Here is a 16020-nt window from a genome sequence, read left to right on the forward strand (position 1 = left end):
AGTCAGGAGTCAGGAGTCAGGAGTCAGGAGTCAGGAGTCAGGAGTCAGGAGGCAGAAGGTACGGCCGATGATCGAGAAACGCTGTAAATAGTAGCTTATAGCGGGAAAATCGCCTCTTAAAAGCTGATAGCTGATAGCTAAATGCCTCCTGCCTCCCCTCAAGGATTGCAATACTCGCAGTACATGGGATCGGCGGTTTCCCGATCGTCGGGAAAGGGGTTTTCCTGCCGGTGGCCGCAGTGATGACAGCCGAGGATTTCCGATCGGATCAGGGGGGTGGGGAGGTGACAGAGCGCGCAGGGTAAACCGGGAAGACGCTCGATCGAGTCGAATCCGGGCCGCGAACAACTCGGGCAGAGTCGGGTTAGTTTACGAACGAGGTCGGCGGTAGCTCGCTCGATCGCTTTCATCCGCGTGGGATTGTACAGGGCGCGCATATCGGTTTCGAGACGCGCTTTCCCGTGTTTGGTTAAAAATCTCTCGACAACGGTAATTAGCTCTTTTTCAGCGGTAATTCCTTTGAAGATCTCTTCATCGCTTTCCGGTTCCGCGGAGAGCATCACCACTAACCCGTGTTCGGGAAAGCCGACTTTTCCGGCGAAGGAAATCGCTTCCTCGACGGTGGCGATGTCCATTCCGGCGTGATTGGTGTCGGTAGAGATGGCTTGACCGATGATTTCGAGATCGTTGGTTCGATCGAGCAGTAACACGATCTCCCGGTTACAGGTAACGAGGGGAAAATCCGGGTAGGGGTAAAAACTGCCCTCGCTGGCGATGCCGATTTCGGACCCGGTGAGTTCGATCGCCTCGATCGCTTTCGCTCGCGCCGCCTCGATCTGCGTTCCCAACCGTTTAATATCCCGCGTGAAGGTTCCGAAGCGATCGGTGTCGAAATTGTCGGGGACGATGACTTTTAAACCGATCTCGCGTTCGAGAATCGGGGCGATCGCGCGCTCCTTCCGGTGCATCGTCGCTAATACGGCCGCTCGTTGTTTGAACATTTCCCATCAATTTCTGAAATCGATCGATCCTATTGTAGAGGGCGAGACTTCGCTAAACCGGGGGAAATCTTTCGAGTATTCGATCGATCGACGTTTCGTCGTCCGCGGGAGGGGTGGTTTCGGAGATCGCGAGCGCGGCATCGATTTTTTCGCGTACTTCTTCTATCCATAGGGCTTCGGCCCGATCGAATTCCTCTAGCAAGCTCGGGGCTATAGCGAGAACTTCATCGGCCGAGCGATATTTTCCCCCTTCGAGTTTGGACGCGATAAAACGTTCCCGATCCGGTGTGAGACGGATATTCATAGACCTCCGGCAAAAGTGAGAATCGAAAGTTAAAATCAACTCTAAACCTATATTTTTAGATATTTTTTGTAAAAAACAACCGTTCTATAACTTTATAATCTCTTTACTTCTCCTTTTTCCTCCTGACTCCTAACTCCTAACTCCTGACTCCTGACTCCTGACTCCCGCCCCGACCAGAGATTTTTGATTTTCGCAGGAAGTCTAATCCTTTCCCGATTGTACCCCCGGCGGTCGATCGGGTCGCCAGAATGCCGATTGTAGCAATTCTTAAATTTTTCCGTAAACTACGGGATTCGCTACAATAGTGTGTATCGTACTCTTCGAGCTTATGGTGATCTCCCATCCCGATCCCGCCCTGTCCCCCGATCTCGGGGAAGATTTGCTGAAATTGGTCGATCGATTGCCCGATCTCAAACACGGGAAATGGATTCGACGCGCCCTAGAAGTATTGGTTAGGATGTCGGGGGAGGAGATCGATCGACTCGACTGGAAGATCCTCACCCACGCGCTCGAAGACATGGAACGGGGTTTTCAATCCTTCTATCCCTACCGTCATACCCGTAAGATCACGATTTTCGGTTCGGCTCGCATCAGTGAGGGTAGTTCCGAGTACCGTTTTGCTGTAGAGTTCGCCCGACGGATCGCCGATCTAGGATTCATGGTGTTGACGGGCGCGGGGGGCGGTATCATGCAGGCCGGCAACGAGGGCGCGGGACGGGAAAACTCTTTCGGCCTGAATATTCAACTCCCCTTCGAGCAAGGCGCGAACCCCTACATCATCGACGATCCGAAATTAATTTCCTTCAAGTATTTCTTCACCCGGAAACTGTTTTTCCTGCGCGAGAGTGACGCGATCGCGTTGTTCCCCGGCGGCTTCGGAACGCAGGACGAGGCGTTTGAAACCCTGACCCTGTGCCAGACGGGAAAATACGGCCCCGCGCCGTTAGTCCTCATCGACGAACCGGGGGGCGATTACTGGCAAACCTGGCAAGAGCGTATCTGCGCGAATTTACAGAAAAGAGGTTTGATTTCCCCGGAAGACGTGTATCTCTACACGATCACCAACGATTTAACCCTCGCTTGCGACGCGATCCGGAATTTCTACCGGGTGTACCATTCGAGCCGTTTCGTGGGAGAATCTTTCGTCATGCGTCTCAATCACGATATAACCGACACCCAGTTAGAGCAGATTAACGATATGTTTAGCGATATCGTGGTGACGGGGAAAATCGAGAGAAGTAAGCCCTTATCGGAAGAAACCAACGGACAGGAAGAATTGCGGGAGATCGCCCGCACCGGTCATTTACCCCGGCTGGTGTTTCACTTCAACCAACAGAGTTACGGTCGCCTGTACCAACTGATCCATCTGATTAATTCTTTCGGCCTCGTCTCGACGGAGGAAGAACATCCAGAGCGGAAATAAGGCTCGTTAGCCTAGGGTTTCGGGGCAATATCCCAGCCCTTTGGTGAATTGTTGTCGGAAAGACTCGATATCGTTGAGATCCGGGGTTCCGTGGGAGACGATCGCCACCTGATAGCGACGCATGACATCGATGGGGGATTGACCGGTTTCCAGACTCCAGAAAACCATCTGGAGGCGCATTTCCGGCTGGTAGGGAATGCCTAACTCGTTCATGTAGGCCCGGAAGTCCCCGTGTTGTTCGGGGGTCAGGGTGTGGCTAAATTTGACCTTAACAATCCAACCGTTGATCTGATGGATGACGGTCATCGACGAGAGCGGTAGATGAGTCATCGAACGGAGGTATTCGGTGACTCGTAGCGTTAAACTAGCGTTAGCGAGGAAGTAAAGGTAATCCATAGTGGCCGCTTGGCTAATAGTCCCGATTAGTGTTATATCTCTAGTCTGACAAGAAATTGTTGTCCGCTTCTACGGGAGATATCCCCCATTTTCGCGGGATTGACTTGGGTAATCCTACCCAATTTTTCGCGACCGTTTTTACTTTACGCTATACGATGACTCTCGATCGGTTACTTTCTAGCTACGATTATCATCTGCCCCCGGAGCGGATCGCGCAAAATCCCGTCACGCCTCGGGATAGTTCCCGTCTTCTCGTGGTGGATTCCCCCGACAGTCGCCATTTCGCCACGTTTCGCGATCTTCCGAACTGGTTACAACCCGGCGATTTACTGATTCTCAACGATACGAAGGTGATCCCGGCCCGATTGTACGGACGGAAAACCACGGGCGCGCCGGTGGAGATTTTACTATTGGAGGAAAGACCCGATCGCTCCTGGTTATCGCTGGTAAAACCGGGGAAACGCTTTAAAATCGGCTCGGAAATCGCGTTTTTTCCGAAATCGGGACAGACGGAGGACGAGAGCGCGTTATGGAAGGCCCGGGTGATCGATCGGGATCTGGCGACGGGGGGACGGGCGATCGAGTTTTATACTCCCGAAAATCGCTCGTTTTGGGAGATGTTGGCAGAGTACGGTCATATGCCCCTACCGCCCTATGTGACGGACTCGACGGCAGTAGATGAATCCTATCAAACGGTTTACGCCGATAAACTGGGTTCTGTGGCCGCTCCGACGGCGGGACTACATTTCACGCCCGAAGTATTCCGAGATCTGACGGAAAAAGGGATCGAGACCGCGTACATCACCCTACACGTCGGGGTGGGAACCTTCCGCCCGGTGGAAACGGAAACGATTACCGATCACGTCATGCACAAGGAATATTTCGAGATTTCCCCGGAAACGATCCGGAAAATCGCCGAGACGAAAGCGAGGGGAGGACGGGTGATCGCGGTGGGAACGACGGTGACGCGCGCGTTAGAGGGCGCGATGAAGGAGACGGAAAAAGAAGAGTTAACGCCGTTCCAGGGAAAAACCGATTTATTTGTCTATCCGGGCTATGAATGGCGGGTGATCGACGGGATGATCACCAATTTCCACCTCCCGAAATCTAGTTTGATGATGTTGGTGAGCGCGTTTATCGGTCGGGAGAGATTGTTAGATTTATACCGGGAAGCGATCGAGGAGAATTTCCGTTTCTATTCCTTCGGCGATGCCATGTTAATCCTACCGTCGGCGAAAATTTAAAAGCGATCGAGCGCGGGGGGGGAATTTCCCGATCTCATCGATCGATTCCGCCCGAAGTGAGAGGGAGAGCGGGAGGGCGCGGCCTGAAAATGGACTGGAAAGGAAATTTTTCGGGTCATTCGGGGGGAAACCGTGGTAGCTACCGGACAGAAAAAACACGCGCTAGGAACTTTCGTCAATTTACAGGAAGCGGACACAGCGCTGAAGGCGTTGAAGGATTCGGGTTTCCCGATGGATAACGTATCGGTGATCGCGCGGGACGCGGGACGGACGGGGGAATCGATCGAGGGCGCGGAATTGGTCGATCGAGTGGGGGACGCGAAACCGGAAACCCCGAGTAACGTGGTCGCGGATACGGTGGCGCTGGGCGCGACGGCTTTCACGTTGATCGGTTTAACCAGTCTCGTCCTACCGGGGATCGGGCCGATTCTGGCGGCGGGTAGTTTCGTGGCGGCGTTGGCGGCATCGACCGCGAGTACCGGGGTGGCGGCGATCGCTTCCGGGAATCTGGTGAAGGCGCTGACGGAGTTGGGGATTCCGGACGCGGCGGCGCGGGTTTATAGCGATCGACTCCAGCAAGGTCACGCGTTAGTGGTCGTGGAAGGCGCGGAGGACGAGATCCGTCCGACCGAGGGAATTTTTCAAGAGTCCAAGGTGGAGAATTGGGGGGTGTATTGAGCTACCGCCGCGCGAGGGAGGTCGATCGATTTTCGGTCACTCCGAAGGTCGTTCGATCGCGCTCGATCGGGCGATGGTTGAATACCGATTCTTTAAAAGATTTACTACAGACCGGGCGGGGAAACCTCGTCGCTACAATAATCCCATTCGCGAACGGTAGCTTGACTTTCTAGAATGGGTAGGAAAGATCTTCGCGCGATTGTCGAGGGGAACGACGGGCAACCCAAAAGGGGGGATCGTATCGCGTCCGGGCGACGGGACGCGACCTCGCCACGGTAGACGGCTCGTCCCGCGACTCGCGGGGATCGCTCGCGTGGGGAAACGATAGATAACACGCGAGCGAGACGCGTCTTTTCAATCCCGTAAACATCCCGCGGAAGGGAAAATCGCGAGTCGATTTACGTCAAAAAATTTTACAGTTTTTTTCCTAAACGATGAGGGAATGGTTTCGGGGTTTTCGGCACTCCTACAAGAGGGGAATGTACCGCCGATTTTCGAGAAACGCTGTAATGCAAGGTATATAAAAAAATAGGCACTTTACGATTTTATAACCGATTTACCGCTCCCGGCTCCCGGCTCCCGATTCCCGACTCCTGCCGCGAAAGCATCCCTTACTATTCCTTTTGGCGTATCTAAACCCGACCCTACCTGCTGAAGAACTCGTTTTCCGTCCGGGAGCGGATTTCTCCGGGGCGGTTAGCGGGAAAAACGGCGGGGAGCGGCCGGAATTCTCGGAAACGGGCCGATCGGGGAGAAACGGCGGAACCGATCGCCGACAGAATTCTCTATCTTGATGTTGAGGAATAAAGGTTACTATATACTCCTCGCGATAGATGAGAAACTAAAAAAATAACAATGGCACTCCTGATATTGATCGTCCCCGAATCACCAAGATGCGCTCTCGTCTTTACGGATTTTCGTTAATCATCTAAAAAGCTTAATAAGCCAATAAGAATAATCGATGGAAGCTTTGTAATTAGTGAGTTTCAGGCTTTAGTCCTCTATTTTTGCCTGGAAAACTTATTATGAGTTTGCCAAGTTGGCATCCGGACTAGGGTGGGATCGATCACAATGAAATTGAGGAATAGGTCAAGTATAGAAAGTCACTTGACAGGATTGAAGGATACGTGTAGCTTTGAAAAAAAACGCTTTTAAATTTACTTTGTCAAGGCTATAACCCGTACTAATCTATCAAAATCAGGGAAATATGGTCAGTTTATCCTTCAAAAAAACCGATCGAGATCCCGGAACAGAGTCTTCGTCAACCGAAGTTTTTATTCCGGAGGAATCGCGAGAGCCGAGCCTCGATCGACCGGGCCGATCGCTCTATTTCCCTCGATTCCCGGGTTGATTCCCGCCGATCGAGGCTTTTCCGAGATTCGGCCCCTCTTTCTCGAACGGCCCCGGACAGCGAATTCCCCTCGCGATCCGTGGTCCCCTCCTATCCGCTTACTCGCTAGTGACCGTTATGGAAAATTTACCGCACCCGATCGAGCGAGATCGGGAAACGAATGACGGACTCTCCCTTCCCTCTCCGTCCTCCTCCCGGGAGATCTACGGGGGGGTAGCCAGTCCTTCCCTACCCTCGCCGACCGGTTTCCCCCACCCGGCGCCCGCGCTCGATCGGGAAACACCGGCCTGGTCATCCCCCTTGCAAACCCTGCTCGATCGACCTCCCGCCACTTTCCCGCTACAACTGCTCGTCGGGGGGACGATTTTCTGTATCGCCTTCGGAGCCTGGGCCTGGTTCGCCCAAGTTGAAGAAGTCGGTAAAGCGGTCGGGAAATTAGTTCCCGAGGGGGAAACTTACAAGATCCAGCCGATCGATGCCGGCAAGGTCAGTCGGATCGAGGTCAAAGAGGGCGATACCGTGAAAGCCGGGCAGATTATCGCCGAACTCGATACGACCCTCGCGCTCAAAGAGATCGAACGCTTAGAACAGAGTTTGAACGCCGGCGGGATCGAGCGGACGCGCAAACAGGGATTGCTGGAACAGTTGAATCTACAGGGAGAAACGCGACAGGCGATCGCCGACGCGGAAGAGGGAGCGGCCCGATCGGCGATCGACCTCGCCCGGGCCAAACTGGACACCACCCGGCAACTCCTCCTCGAACAGGAAAGACAATTCTCGGCCTATCGGGCGCGCTACGGGCAACTGCAAGCCCTACCGGAAAAGGCGAACACCCGGCTCGCGCAACTGCAACGGGAAAGACAGGCCAATCAGGAACGGATCGCGCGACTCGAACCCCTGGCCGCGGACGGGGCGATCTCCCGGGAAATGCTTTTCCAAGCCGAACAGGCCCTGCGCGACACCGAGCAGAAAATCACCCTCAGTCAACTTCAGGATGTCAATAGCACCGAAGACCAACTCTTTCAAGCCACCCGCTCGCTCCAGGATCTGGACACCCGGATCACCGAAAACCGCGGCGAACTCGCTAAAACCTATCAGGAAATCCGACAACTCCAAGCGGAGTTAACGCGGAAACGAGGGGAAGCGCGGGCGGCCCGATTGGACAACGAGCGGGAGAAAAAACAGCTACAACTGGATATCGCGAAACTCGATGCCTCGATCGCCGACACGAAAACGCAACTCGCGGCCGCCCGGACCAAACTGAAAGACCGATACCTGCGTTCCAGCGTCGAGGGAACCGTTTTAACCCTCAATCTGAAAAACGCGGGCGAGGTCTTACAACCGGGGCAAACCGTCGCCGAAATCGCTCCCAAAGGCGTTCCTTTAGTCTTGAAAGCCGAATTACCCGATCGAGAGGCCGGTTTTATCCGACAGGGATTATCGGCCCGGTTGAAATTCGACGCTTTCCCCTATCAGGACTACGGGGTGATCGGCGGGAAAGTCACGACCATTTCCGCCGATAGTAAGTTCGACCAGACACGAGGGGAAGTTTACCGGCTAGAGATCTCCCTCGATCCGAAAACGTCCCGAAAAGCCCTCCACTTCAAGCCGGGACAGACCGCCACCGCGGAGATCCTGATCCGTCGTCGTCGGGTTGTCGATGTTTTATTGGAGCCGTTCCAGAAATTACAAAAAGACGGACTGACTTTATAAAAATTAACGAGCGAAAATGAGGAGTTATCACGAGAATGAATCAGTTCTACGGCAAATCCAGTAATACACGCGATAAAACGATGACGGAAGAGCAGTTCGAGCAAATTGTAGACGCGATCCTCAACGGGAAATACTCTTGGGCTTGTTTGCTCATCCTGCGTTTCGCCGGGTACAACCCCCTTCACTACATTCCCTATCGCACCTATAACCGGTTGATCAAGGACAACACCCGACGGGATCTGCCGAAGGAGACCAAGAAAGCCTCGGAAGATCTCGCTATCGGGGATTTGTCCTCCCTCCGCCCGCTCGATCGCGAGGAGGTCCGCGCCAAAGGAGGGAGCGGGAGAGCCTGGCATTGCTGGGGCGTGTAATCGCGATCCTCTCTAGTTCTAGCGGGGATAGGGGAGGGGGACACGGGGAAAAGTCCGCTCCGTCCCCCTTTTCTCTTTCGCCTCGATCCTTTCCCCGTTCCCGGCGAGTCTGTCCGGTTTCGGGAAATTCGGTAGGACTCGCCCTCGCTCGGCAACCCCACCCGCGGGAAGTAGGGACAGATCCCTATATTTCCCGCTTTTTTCCCATTCGTGCCGGGAATATTCGTCTTCGTTCCTTTCCGATCGGCCGCGAGCCGGGTATTTAGAGAGTTTACCGTTTTTCCGAGCGGGAAAAGAGCGGGAAACTCGGAAACGGGGCGATCGGCCCCCGGACGGAGGCGACCCCGCGACCGCGACCGGGAGGATGGGGGTAGGGGGATCTCGCGCCGTGTCTTGGCGAGAAACGCCACCCTCTCGATACTTTACTAGACCTTCCGATCGATTCGGGTTCGAGGGCCGAAGAACGTCAACCCTGCCAATTACAGCGTCGCTCGAATCGGGGAATCCCTTCGGTTCGTTCGGCGCGGGGAAACCGACCCTTGACCTCCCCCGTTGGCAACCCCGATCTCCGTATCCCGTCCCGCGGAACAAGACGGTTGACAAGAGCGATCGGTTTCGAGCGGTTTCCGGGGTGATTTCCTCTCTATCTGATTTCTCCCGATTCCTTTCCCCGCGAGAAATTTCGCGTTCCCCCCGAGGTCTACTATCAACAATGAGCGCGCGAGATCGCCGGAGAATCTGTCCGGTAGAACGCGATAAAAACGGTAAAAATCGGGAAGCGCTCGATTTTATAGCGAAAATATACCAGATTCTTGTTTCCAATTTTGTTTCATAAAAATGCCAACTTGGCAACCGAATTTATAGAAAATTATATAATCTGGAATTGTCCAAGATTTGGTCTAGGTTTTTCTAGATTCACTCGCATAAAAAATACCCAGGAGTAACCAAATGATTATCGCTAACCTGAGCCACATGGAAACGATCGCCCAAGACCACGCGATTCACGGGGGCGGCTACGAGAAGAAATATTGCGAGGCCTATAAGCCGGTTAAACCCGAAACCGTCGAAAAACCCTACAAGCCCGGGATAGCGATCGCGTTGGCGAATGCCGAGGCCAAAGCGTCCGGTCTCAAATTCGCGTTCACGGACACCGACACCTTCACGGAAGCCAAGAGTGGCCCGCACGGTGTCTCCGCCGTCTCGACCTCGTCCTCTAAAGCGATCGCCTCGTAAGAGAACTAGAACCGGGTCGCCCAGACCGTAGATCTAGGATCGATCGAGGTAGTGGAAACGGGAATTTTCCCGGACTCTCTATCCGGAAACGAACCCTCGATCGATCGCTAGGTTTTTCCACACCCGCCCCCCGTCGATCGGGCCCGGGTATCACTCACTCTCCCATATCGCGAAAGGTCGGTCGTTCAACGCCCGGCGTTTTTGCTCTTGGTGAGAATCGGGAAAACTCCCGCTCTATCATTCTCTAGCTCGTTCCACATCCACTTTCTAGAGAGGGAAAAATCATGTTGATTACAGATCTCGAACACGTCGATCGGGTACAACCGGATTGCCGAATTGTCGGGGGAACCCGCAAGTCCTTCCGTTACAGCAAAATCTGGGAATTTAAAGAGATCCCGGATCTCGGAGTCGCCGCCTACAAGGCCAGTTATCTCGCGGCGGCGGCCGATTCTTTGAAAGCTCGTATCTCGGGCTATCACCGGGGATATATCGAGATAGGTAAGAATTCTATTAAGGTAGGAGCTTCCTCGTCTTCTCGATCGGAATCGTGATCGTTTCCTAGGATAGCGGAAACCGTAAGCTGTTCGGAATGTAAACCGCGTTTTTCGGGTGCCGGGCCCCGCTCCCCGCTCGGATCGGCCCGGGAATCGAGAAGCCGAACAGCTTATCCGCCTCCTTTCCAGCGATTTGTAAACATCCTTTCAGCGTCCGATTCCCAAATAATTGCCAGAGTGGCACACCGGCTCGCTTGCCCTCTTGTATGATGAAAACAACGAATCAGGGATAGGAGTTCAGATTGAAAGGCATCGCGAATTTACCGAGTAAATAGCCGATTATATCTCGGGTTTTCTTTCGCTCTTCCGGTGAGGAATCGCCCCGATATAAAAGACTACTAAAAGTAATGCGAACCTCTGAAACCGCTCGATTCTAAATGGTACCAAAACCATCCACAAACTCGAAATACCAATCAGGAGATCTGGATCATGTTTATTCGCGATTTAGAATATTGTCAACTCGAAGTTTCTGAAAATCAATTCGCCCTGGTCAACGGTGGAGGTAGCAAGCCCGTCGTTAAATATCCTCCTATTTCCCTTCCCAAGCCCGCTACCGCTACCGCTACCGTCCTGGCCAATGTTTTAGCCAGCGGTAGTAAATCGGCGGATACCACGGTCGTCGTGGACACCCTGGCCGTTACCGCCACGGGAAGCGCGCTCTCGGCTACCAGCTTATTTATCGATGCCGCGTCGAAGTCGTAAATCGTCTAGATACGGAAAGCGGGAGATTTCTTTTCCCGCTGTACGATCGATGTTTTAGAAGACCGTTTCGGGAGCGGCGTGACCGTATCGATTTCGGATCGGGATCGGAACCCGGTATTCGTTTAAATCTACGGTACATTTCGATCGCTCCCGTTCGGTTTTCGCGAAAGCATCGACTTCATCGTGATAACTCTACACAAAATCGAGGCCAGGTTATAGATATGGTGATTACCAACCTAGAACATTTATCGTCGATCGCCCGGGAAAACAGTTTCGGAAATCTCGATCGTCACGCCCCGAGAAAAGTTAAGGGCGGTATCGGAAGACGCTCGGGGGTCGGGATCGAAGCCAAAGCCATAAGCCGCGCCGCGGGAAACGTGGTCGCCGTGACGGCGACCGCCGCGGTAACTGCCGCGCTCTCTTTCTCTCTCGATAATTATTAACCCAGAATAAAAGGAGAAAACCATGAGTCAATTCCGGATCGAGAATCTAGAGTTCTGCCAGATTACCCGGAGCGAAAACGCGAAAATTGTCGCGGGTGCTTTCGGGCCGGTTCAGGTAGTGGTTCGAGCGAGTGTCACGGCTCTTACCAGAGTAAGAGGATTGGAGGCGACCGCCGGGGCGGCGGCGGCGGGTGCCGCCGCCGCTAGTATCGGCGATCGGCCCCTGGTTGTTGTCTCGACCGAGGTACGTTGATCGGTTTCCTAGATTTTTGTCGGGTGGATAGAAGGTAGGCCGGCCCGATTCTATCGCGACACGGGGAAGTATCGGTCATCTGACGTTAATCCTACTGTCACAACAGTAGGATAACGCTTTATTTAAAGACTATTTAAAATCACGAGAAATACGGATAGATCGATTGCTTCCGCGGGGAAATCTCGCCCTAAAAAATAGAAAGTGCCTCTTTTTTTTAGCATTGGCAATCTCTGATGTTTCAAAAATCTAGCAATTTTCGGCCAATAGTTATCGGGTTATCACTCGATCTTTCCCTTCAAGGCGCGACCAAAATTGATAGAATCAGTATCAGAATAGTTCTACAATAAATGCTGAAGTAGTTGGCTACCGAAGGTCGCTTAAAAGCTATGATACCGATGAATCCCCCACACAACCTTCAATCCTCGATTATGCCCGAAGAAATTGTCGCCTTTCTTAAGGAAGATTTGCGTATCAAAGAAATCTATCGAAATATGGTTTTTCAAAAAATTATCGATCGGGTAGCCCGAGAGAGAAACGTCACCGTCACTCCCCGGGAGATCCAGGGCCACGCGGATAACTTCCGCCACGAACAACGCCTGGAAAAAGCCGACGATACTTTCGCCTGGTTAGCCGATCAGATGATTACCCCCGAAGAATGGGAAGCCGGCATCGAACATCAACTCCTGCGGAAAAAATTGGCGGAATCTCTATTCGGGAGAGAGGTGGAAAAATTTTTCGCGCAGAACAAACTGGACTACGATCGGGTGTCCTTCTATCAAATCATCGTTCCCTATGAAAAACTAGCCTGGGAGATTTTTTATCAGATCGAGGAGGAAGAGATCGGCTTCTTTCTCGCGGCGCACCTGTACGATATCGATGAAAATCGTCGCGCGCGATGCGGGTACGAGGGGAAACTGTATCGCTGGGGTATTCATCCCGAATTAGCCACGAGAATCTTCGCCGCGAATCCGCGGGAAGTTATCTGCCCGTTTCATACAGAACAGGGTTATCATATTCTGATGGTAGAAGAATTCCTAGAGGCGAAACTAACTTCGGAAATTCACGACGAAATTCTCGAAAAAATGTTTCAAGAATGGTTAGAAAATGAATTTAACTACACGATTCATAACCTCGCGTAGTAACCCGAAACCACTTAGCCCGATCGCCCCCGCGAGTAAGCCGAGCGCGGGAGAAGGCTCCGGTACGGTGCAAATCCCCCCCCCCTTCGAGGTATCGACGCACGATCGGGTGGAGGCGAATAGCGCGAATTCGGTATCCCGGCTAACGGAGATCTGAAAGGAAGCTTTTAAAAAGAAATCGATCGTCTCTTCCTCTCCGCCGAAGGATGTTCCCGAGAGATATTCCAGCGTGTTCGTCCGGTTATTTTTCCTAAATTGGAAAAAATCCGCGTTTTTGGGTGCGAATTCGCCGGTATCGATCGATCCGATCGATTCAAAAACATTGATAGTATTTCGGGTGCGAGTATCCTGTAAGAATACGCTTGTAATCCCTAAATTAGTAATCGATTTCTCTCCTGAATTATTCGATAGGTTCCATAAAGATAGATAAGCTTCTATCTCGAAACGGAAATCGGTATCCGCTTGAATATCGAACCGACCGAGCAGGGTAGAAACCACATTTTTTCTCGCCAGATAATTCGAGCCTTCTCCCCGCACGATCGATCCCGAAATCGAATAGCCGAAAGCCGTCGTTTCATCGGTAACGAAGAGGGAATCTACCGCGGTTTTAATCGCTACCTCTCCCGAGTCGCCCGCGAGCGCTACCGTCTTGACATCGGCTTCCGTACCGACAACTTTCGCGGGGTGGCTGAAGTTCGAGATCTGGAGAGCGAGCGTGGAATCGCTAGAGAGAGTGGCCGCTATACCTGGCATGGTGAACCCGATCCAACCCGCCGCGAAGACAGGAGCGACGAGAAACGATCGAGTACCGCGATCGATCGGGAAAACTTTCACGTTCTGATCCCTATTTCAAACTAATTTATAATTGCAATTGTATCAACAATTTTTATAAAATAATCCTATATTAGAAATCATGATCTATCGACAATTCGATCCAAAAATTACCACTTTTTAAAACAAATTTTTCTAAAATTCAAGCTCATAAAAATCATTCCCGAGGCAGACGGAAAATTCGCTCGCTATCGCTTTTTCGGGAAAATCTCGGAGGGCGATCGAGTCTCTAAACCTGGAAAGCCTTACTCATCAAGGATTCGGGATCAGATAAGCGCGACTTATGCCCCGATCGCCCGCGCCCCGATCGCTCGAAGCCCCGACACCCCTTGCTAGAATAGAAATCCAGTGAATTTTCGGTAACGACGACCTGTTATGACGAACCCCTCTCCCGTAGACTTCCAAGATCGCTTTGACGTGGTGGTGGTGGGGGCGGGCCACGCGGGATGCGAGGCCGCCCTAGCGTCCGCCCGTCTCGGCTGTCGTACCCTACTCCTCACCCTGAACCTCGATAAAATCGCCTGGCAACCCTGTAACCCCGCGGTCGGCGGCCCCGCGAAATCCCAACTCACCCACGAGGTAGACGCGCTCGGCGGCGAGATCGGTAAAATGGCCGATCGCACCTATCTCCAGAAACGCGTCCTCAACTCCAGTCGCGGCCCCGCGGTCTGGGCATTACGCGCCCAAACCGATAAACGGGAATACGCCGCGATCATGAAAAACATCGTCGAAAATCAGGAAAATCTCGTCATCCGCGAGGGAATGGCGACGGATCTTGTTTTAGGCGAAAACGAGGAAGTTCTCGGCGTAGAAACCTATTTCGGAACCTGTTTCGCCGCGAGAGCCGTGATTCTGACCACGGGAACCTTTTTAGGCGGCAAAATCTGGATCGGCGGGAAATCGATGAACGCCGGCCGCGCGGGAGAATTCGCCGCGGTCGGGTTAACAGATACCCTGAATCGCCTCGGATTCGAGACGGGACGGCTGAAAACGGGAACCCCGGCGCGGGTGGATAAGCGATCGGTCGATTACTCCAAATTAGAACCCCAGCCGCCCGATGACGAGGTGCGCTGGTTCAGCTTCGATCCGTCAGCGTGGGTCGAGCGCGAACAGATGAACTGTCACCTCACCCGCACCACCGCGGCCACCCATCAACTCATCCGCGACAATCTGCACCTATCCCCCATTTACGGCGGTTTCATCGACTCCAAAGGCCCCCGCTACTGCCCCAGTATCGAGGATAAAATCGTTCGTTTCGCCGACAAAGAGAGTCACCAGATTTTCATCGAACCGGAAGGGCGCGACATTCCCGAACTCTATATTCAAGGGTTTTCGACGGGATTACCGGAAAATGTTCAACTAGCCATGCTCCGTACCCTGCCGGGGCTGGAAAACTGCACGATGCTCCGTCCCGCCTACGCGGTCGAATACGATTACCTCCCCGCGACCCAATGTTACCCCACCCTGATGACGAAAAAAATCGAGGGACTATTCTGCGCGGGACAGATTAACGGGACGACAGGCTACGAGGAAGCGGCCGCGCAGGGCATCGTGGCGGGGATTAACGCGGCGCGACTGGTAAAAGGACTGGAATTAATCGTTTTCCCCCGCGAGGAGAGTTATTTAGGCACGCTAATCGACGATCTCTGCACCAAGGATCTGCGGGAACCGTACCGGATGCTGACCAGTCGATCGGAGTACCGGTTAGTATTGCGATCGGACAACGCCGATCAACGCCTGACCCCGCTCGGACGGGAAATCGGGTTAATTGACGATCGACGCTGGCAATTATTCCAAACCAAACAAGCGAATATCATCGCGGAAAAAGAACGTCTGCACGAAACGCGGGTCAAAGAACGCGACGAGGTAGCGATTCAAATCGTCCAAGACACCGAACAGAAAATTAAAGGTTCTCTCTCCCTCGCCGATTTATTACGTCGTCCGGGATTCCATTACGTCGATCTCGATCGCTACGGACTCGCCAACCCCGATATTAATCTCACCGAAAGAGAGGGGGTAGAAATCGATATTAAATATTCCGGTTATCTGAAACGGCAACAGAATCAGATCGACCAAATTAGTCGCCACAGTAATCGCGCTTTACCCGCGAATATCGACTACATGAAAATCGAAACCCTGTCAATGGAATCGCGGGAGAAATTAACCAAAATTAAACCCGCGACGATCGGCCAAGCCTCCCGCGTCGGTGGCGTGAATCCCGCGGATATCAACGCGTTACTGGTGTATTTAGAGGTACGCAATTGGAAACAACAGGCAGAACCCGCGGAACAGGTAGGGAACGCGTAATGCGCCATCATTCAAGGATAAAAGGCTAATTCCTGCGGGTTTCGAGAGTTTGTCCGTCGATCGAGGTTATCGGATCG

At 52.9% G+C, this 16020-nt stretch carries 17 protein-coding genes; 12 read left to right on the plus strand and 5 right to left on the minus strand.

Annotated features, from left to right (window positions below; genetic code table 11):
- Positions 1–158: 158 nt before the first annotated feature.
- The 3 genes from V0288_RS20315 to V0288_RS20325 form a co-directional block, all read right to left on the minus strand.
- Entirely contained in the window at positions 159–1001 is an 843-nt protein-coding gene (locus V0288_RS20315) for a DUF6671 family protein (RefSeq protein ID WP_332866997.1), read from the minus strand.
- 52 nt (positions 1002–1053) lie between these two features.
- Complete coding sequence (locus tag V0288_RS20320) at positions 1054–1305, minus strand: ribbon-helix-helix domain-containing protein (RefSeq protein ID WP_332866998.1); 252 nt, start codon at positions 1303–1305, stop codon at positions 1054–1056.
- 136 nt (positions 1306–1441) lie between these two features.
- The gene (locus tag V0288_RS20325; protein WP_332866999.1) at positions 1442–1648 is read right to left on the minus strand and encodes a hypothetical protein; all 207 of its coding nucleotides are present in this window, start codon (positions 1646–1648) and stop codon (positions 1442–1444) included.
- Between V0288_RS20325 and V0288_RS20330 the strand changes: the two genes are divergently transcribed.
- Entirely contained in the window at positions 1634–2728 is a 1095-nt protein-coding gene (locus V0288_RS20330; protein ID WP_332867000.1) for an LOG family protein, read from the plus strand. The two genes, V0288_RS20325 and V0288_RS20330, sit on opposite strands and share 15 nt — an antisense overlap.
- A 6-nt stretch (positions 2729–2734) precedes the next feature.
- Here the strand turns inward: V0288_RS20330 and V0288_RS20335 are convergent, their stop codons facing one another.
- Positions 2735–3124, minus strand: coding sequence for a hypothetical protein (locus V0288_RS20335; protein WP_332867001.1), 390 nt, complete (start codon positions 3122–3124; stop codon positions 2735–2737).
- Between the two features lie 155 nt (positions 3125–3279).
- Here V0288_RS20335 and queA point away from each other — a divergent pair, with 155 nt between their 5' ends.
- From queA to V0288_RS20385, 10 genes are all read left to right on the plus strand, one after another.
- Complete coding sequence (queA, locus tag V0288_RS20340) at positions 3280–4368, plus strand: tRNA preQ1(34) S-adenosylmethionine ribosyltransferase-isomerase QueA (protein ID WP_332867029.1); 1089 nt, start codon at positions 3280–3282, stop codon at positions 4366–4368.
- Positions 4369–4500: 132 nt separating this feature from the next.
- Positions 4501–5046: a DUF1269 domain-containing protein gene (locus V0288_RS20345; protein ID WP_332867002.1), complete on the plus strand. Its 546-nt coding sequence runs from the start codon at positions 4501–4503 to the stop codon at positions 5044–5046.
- A 1468-nt stretch (positions 5047–6514) separates the two neighbouring features.
- The gene (locus V0288_RS20350; RefSeq protein WP_332867003.1) at positions 6515–8110 is read left to right on the plus strand and encodes a beta-barrel domain-containing protein; all 1596 of its coding nucleotides are present in this window, start codon (positions 6515–6517) and stop codon (positions 8108–8110) included.
- A 35-nt stretch (positions 8111–8145) separates the two neighbouring features.
- Positions 8146–8481, plus strand: coding sequence for a HetP family heterocyst commitment protein (locus V0288_RS20355; RefSeq protein WP_332867004.1), 336 nt, complete (start codon positions 8146–8148; stop codon positions 8479–8481).
- A gap of 948 nt (positions 8482–9429) precedes the next feature.
- Positions 9430–9714, plus strand: coding sequence for a hypothetical protein (locus tag V0288_RS20360; protein WP_332867005.1), 285 nt, complete (start codon positions 9430–9432; stop codon positions 9712–9714).
- Positions 9715–9998: 284 nt separating this feature from the next.
- A complete protein-coding gene (locus V0288_RS20365) occupies positions 9999–10265 on the plus strand; it encodes a hypothetical protein (protein WP_332867006.1) in 267 nt (88 codons plus the stop codon).
- A gap of 432 nt (positions 10266–10697) precedes the next feature.
- On the plus strand, positions 10698–10970 hold the full coding sequence (locus V0288_RS20370; RefSeq protein WP_332867007.1) for a hypothetical protein: 273 nt from the start codon (positions 10698–10700) through the stop codon (positions 10968–10970).
- Positions 10971–11191: 221 nt separating this feature from the next.
- Positions 11192–11413 carry a hypothetical protein gene (locus V0288_RS20375; RefSeq protein WP_332867008.1) on the plus strand — a complete coding sequence of 74 codons (222 nt, stop codon included), beginning with the start codon at positions 11192–11194 and terminating at the stop codon, positions 11411–11413.
- Positions 11414–11435: 22 nt separating this feature from the next.
- Positions 11436–11666 (plus strand): hypothetical protein, encoded by a 231-nt coding sequence (locus tag V0288_RS20380; RefSeq protein ID WP_332867009.1) that lies wholly within the window; start codon positions 11436–11438, stop codon positions 11664–11666.
- Between the two features lie 395 nt (positions 11667–12061).
- Positions 12062–12805, plus strand: a complete 744-nt coding sequence (locus V0288_RS20385; protein ID WP_332867010.1) for a peptidylprolyl isomerase — start codon at positions 12062–12064, stop codon at positions 12803–12805.
- Here the strand turns inward: V0288_RS20385 and V0288_RS20390 are convergent.
- A complete protein-coding gene (locus tag V0288_RS20390; protein WP_332867011.1) occupies positions 12764–13639 on the minus strand; it encodes a hypothetical protein in 876 nt (291 codons plus the stop codon). The two genes, V0288_RS20385 and V0288_RS20390, sit on opposite strands and share 42 nt — an antisense overlap.
- Positions 13640–14011: 372 nt before the next feature.
- Here V0288_RS20390 and mnmG point away from each other — a divergent pair, with 372 nt between their 5' ends.
- Positions 14012–15943 carry a tRNA uridine-5-carboxymethylaminomethyl(34) synthesis enzyme MnmG gene (gene mnmG / locus V0288_RS20395; protein ID WP_332867012.1) on the plus strand — a complete coding sequence of 644 codons (1932 nt, stop codon included), beginning with the start codon at positions 14012–14014 and terminating at the stop codon, positions 15941–15943.
- Positions 15944–16020 lie beyond the last annotated feature (77 nt).

The organism is Pannus brasiliensis CCIBt3594 (assembly GCF_036688125.1).
In the GTDB taxonomy this organism is placed as follows: Bacteria; Cyanobacteriota; Cyanobacteriia; order Cyanobacteriales; family Microcystaceae; genus Pannus; species Pannus brasiliensis.

What these genes read in the sequence shown, in the direction of transcription:
- V0288_RS20320 (WP_332866998.1), bottom strand. Translation starts at nt 1,305, where the DNA reads ATGAATATCCGTCTCACACCGGATCGGGAACGTTTTATCGCGTCCAAA.
- V0288_RS20370 (WP_332867007.1), top strand. Translation starts at nt 10,698, where the DNA reads ATGTTTATTCGCGATTTAGAATATTGTCAACTCGAAGTTTCTGAAAAT.
- V0288_RS20335 (WP_332867001.1), bottom strand. Translation starts at nt 3,124, where the DNA reads ATGGATTACCTTTACTTCCTCGCTAACGCTAGTTTAACGCTACGAGTC.
- V0288_RS20380 (WP_332867009.1), top strand. Translation starts at nt 11,436, where the DNA reads ATGAGTCAATTCCGGATCGAGAATCTAGAGTTCTGCCAGATTACCCGG.
- V0288_RS20350 (WP_332867003.1), top strand. Translation starts at nt 6,515, where the DNA reads ATGGAAAATTTACCGCACCCGATCGAGCGAGATCGGGAAACGAATGAC.
- mnmG (WP_332867012.1), top strand. Translation starts at nt 14,012, where the DNA reads ATGACGAACCCCTCTCCCGTAGACTTCCAAGATCGCTTTGACGTGGTG.
- V0288_RS20325 (WP_332866999.1), bottom strand. Translation starts at nt 1,648, where the DNA reads ATGGGAGATCACCATAAGCTCGAAGAGTACGATACACACTATTGTAGC.
- V0288_RS20360 (WP_332867005.1), top strand. Translation starts at nt 9,430, where the DNA reads ATGATTATCGCTAACCTGAGCCACATGGAAACGATCGCCCAAGACCAC.
- V0288_RS20355 (WP_332867004.1), top strand. Translation starts at nt 8,146, where the DNA reads ATGAATCAGTTCTACGGCAAATCCAGTAATACACGCGATAAAACGATG.
- V0288_RS20315 (WP_332866997.1), bottom strand. Translation starts at nt 1,001, where the DNA reads ATGTTCAAACAACGAGCGGCCGTATTAGCGACGATGCACCGGAAGGAG.
- V0288_RS20375 (WP_332867008.1), top strand. Translation starts at nt 11,192, where the DNA reads ATGGTGATTACCAACCTAGAACATTTATCGTCGATCGCCCGGGAAAAC.
- queA (WP_332867029.1), top strand. Translation starts at nt 3,280, where the DNA reads ATGACTCTCGATCGGTTACTTTCTAGCTACGATTATCATCTGCCCCCG.
- V0288_RS20385 (WP_332867010.1), top strand. Translation starts at nt 12,062, where the DNA reads ATGAATCCCCCACACAACCTTCAATCCTCGATTATGCCCGAAGAAATT.
- V0288_RS20365 (WP_332867006.1), top strand. Translation starts at nt 9,999, where the DNA reads ATGTTGATTACAGATCTCGAACACGTCGATCGGGTACAACCGGATTGC.
- V0288_RS20330 (WP_332867000.1), top strand. Translation starts at nt 1,634, where the DNA reads ATGGTGATCTCCCATCCCGATCCCGCCCTGTCCCCCGATCTCGGGGAA.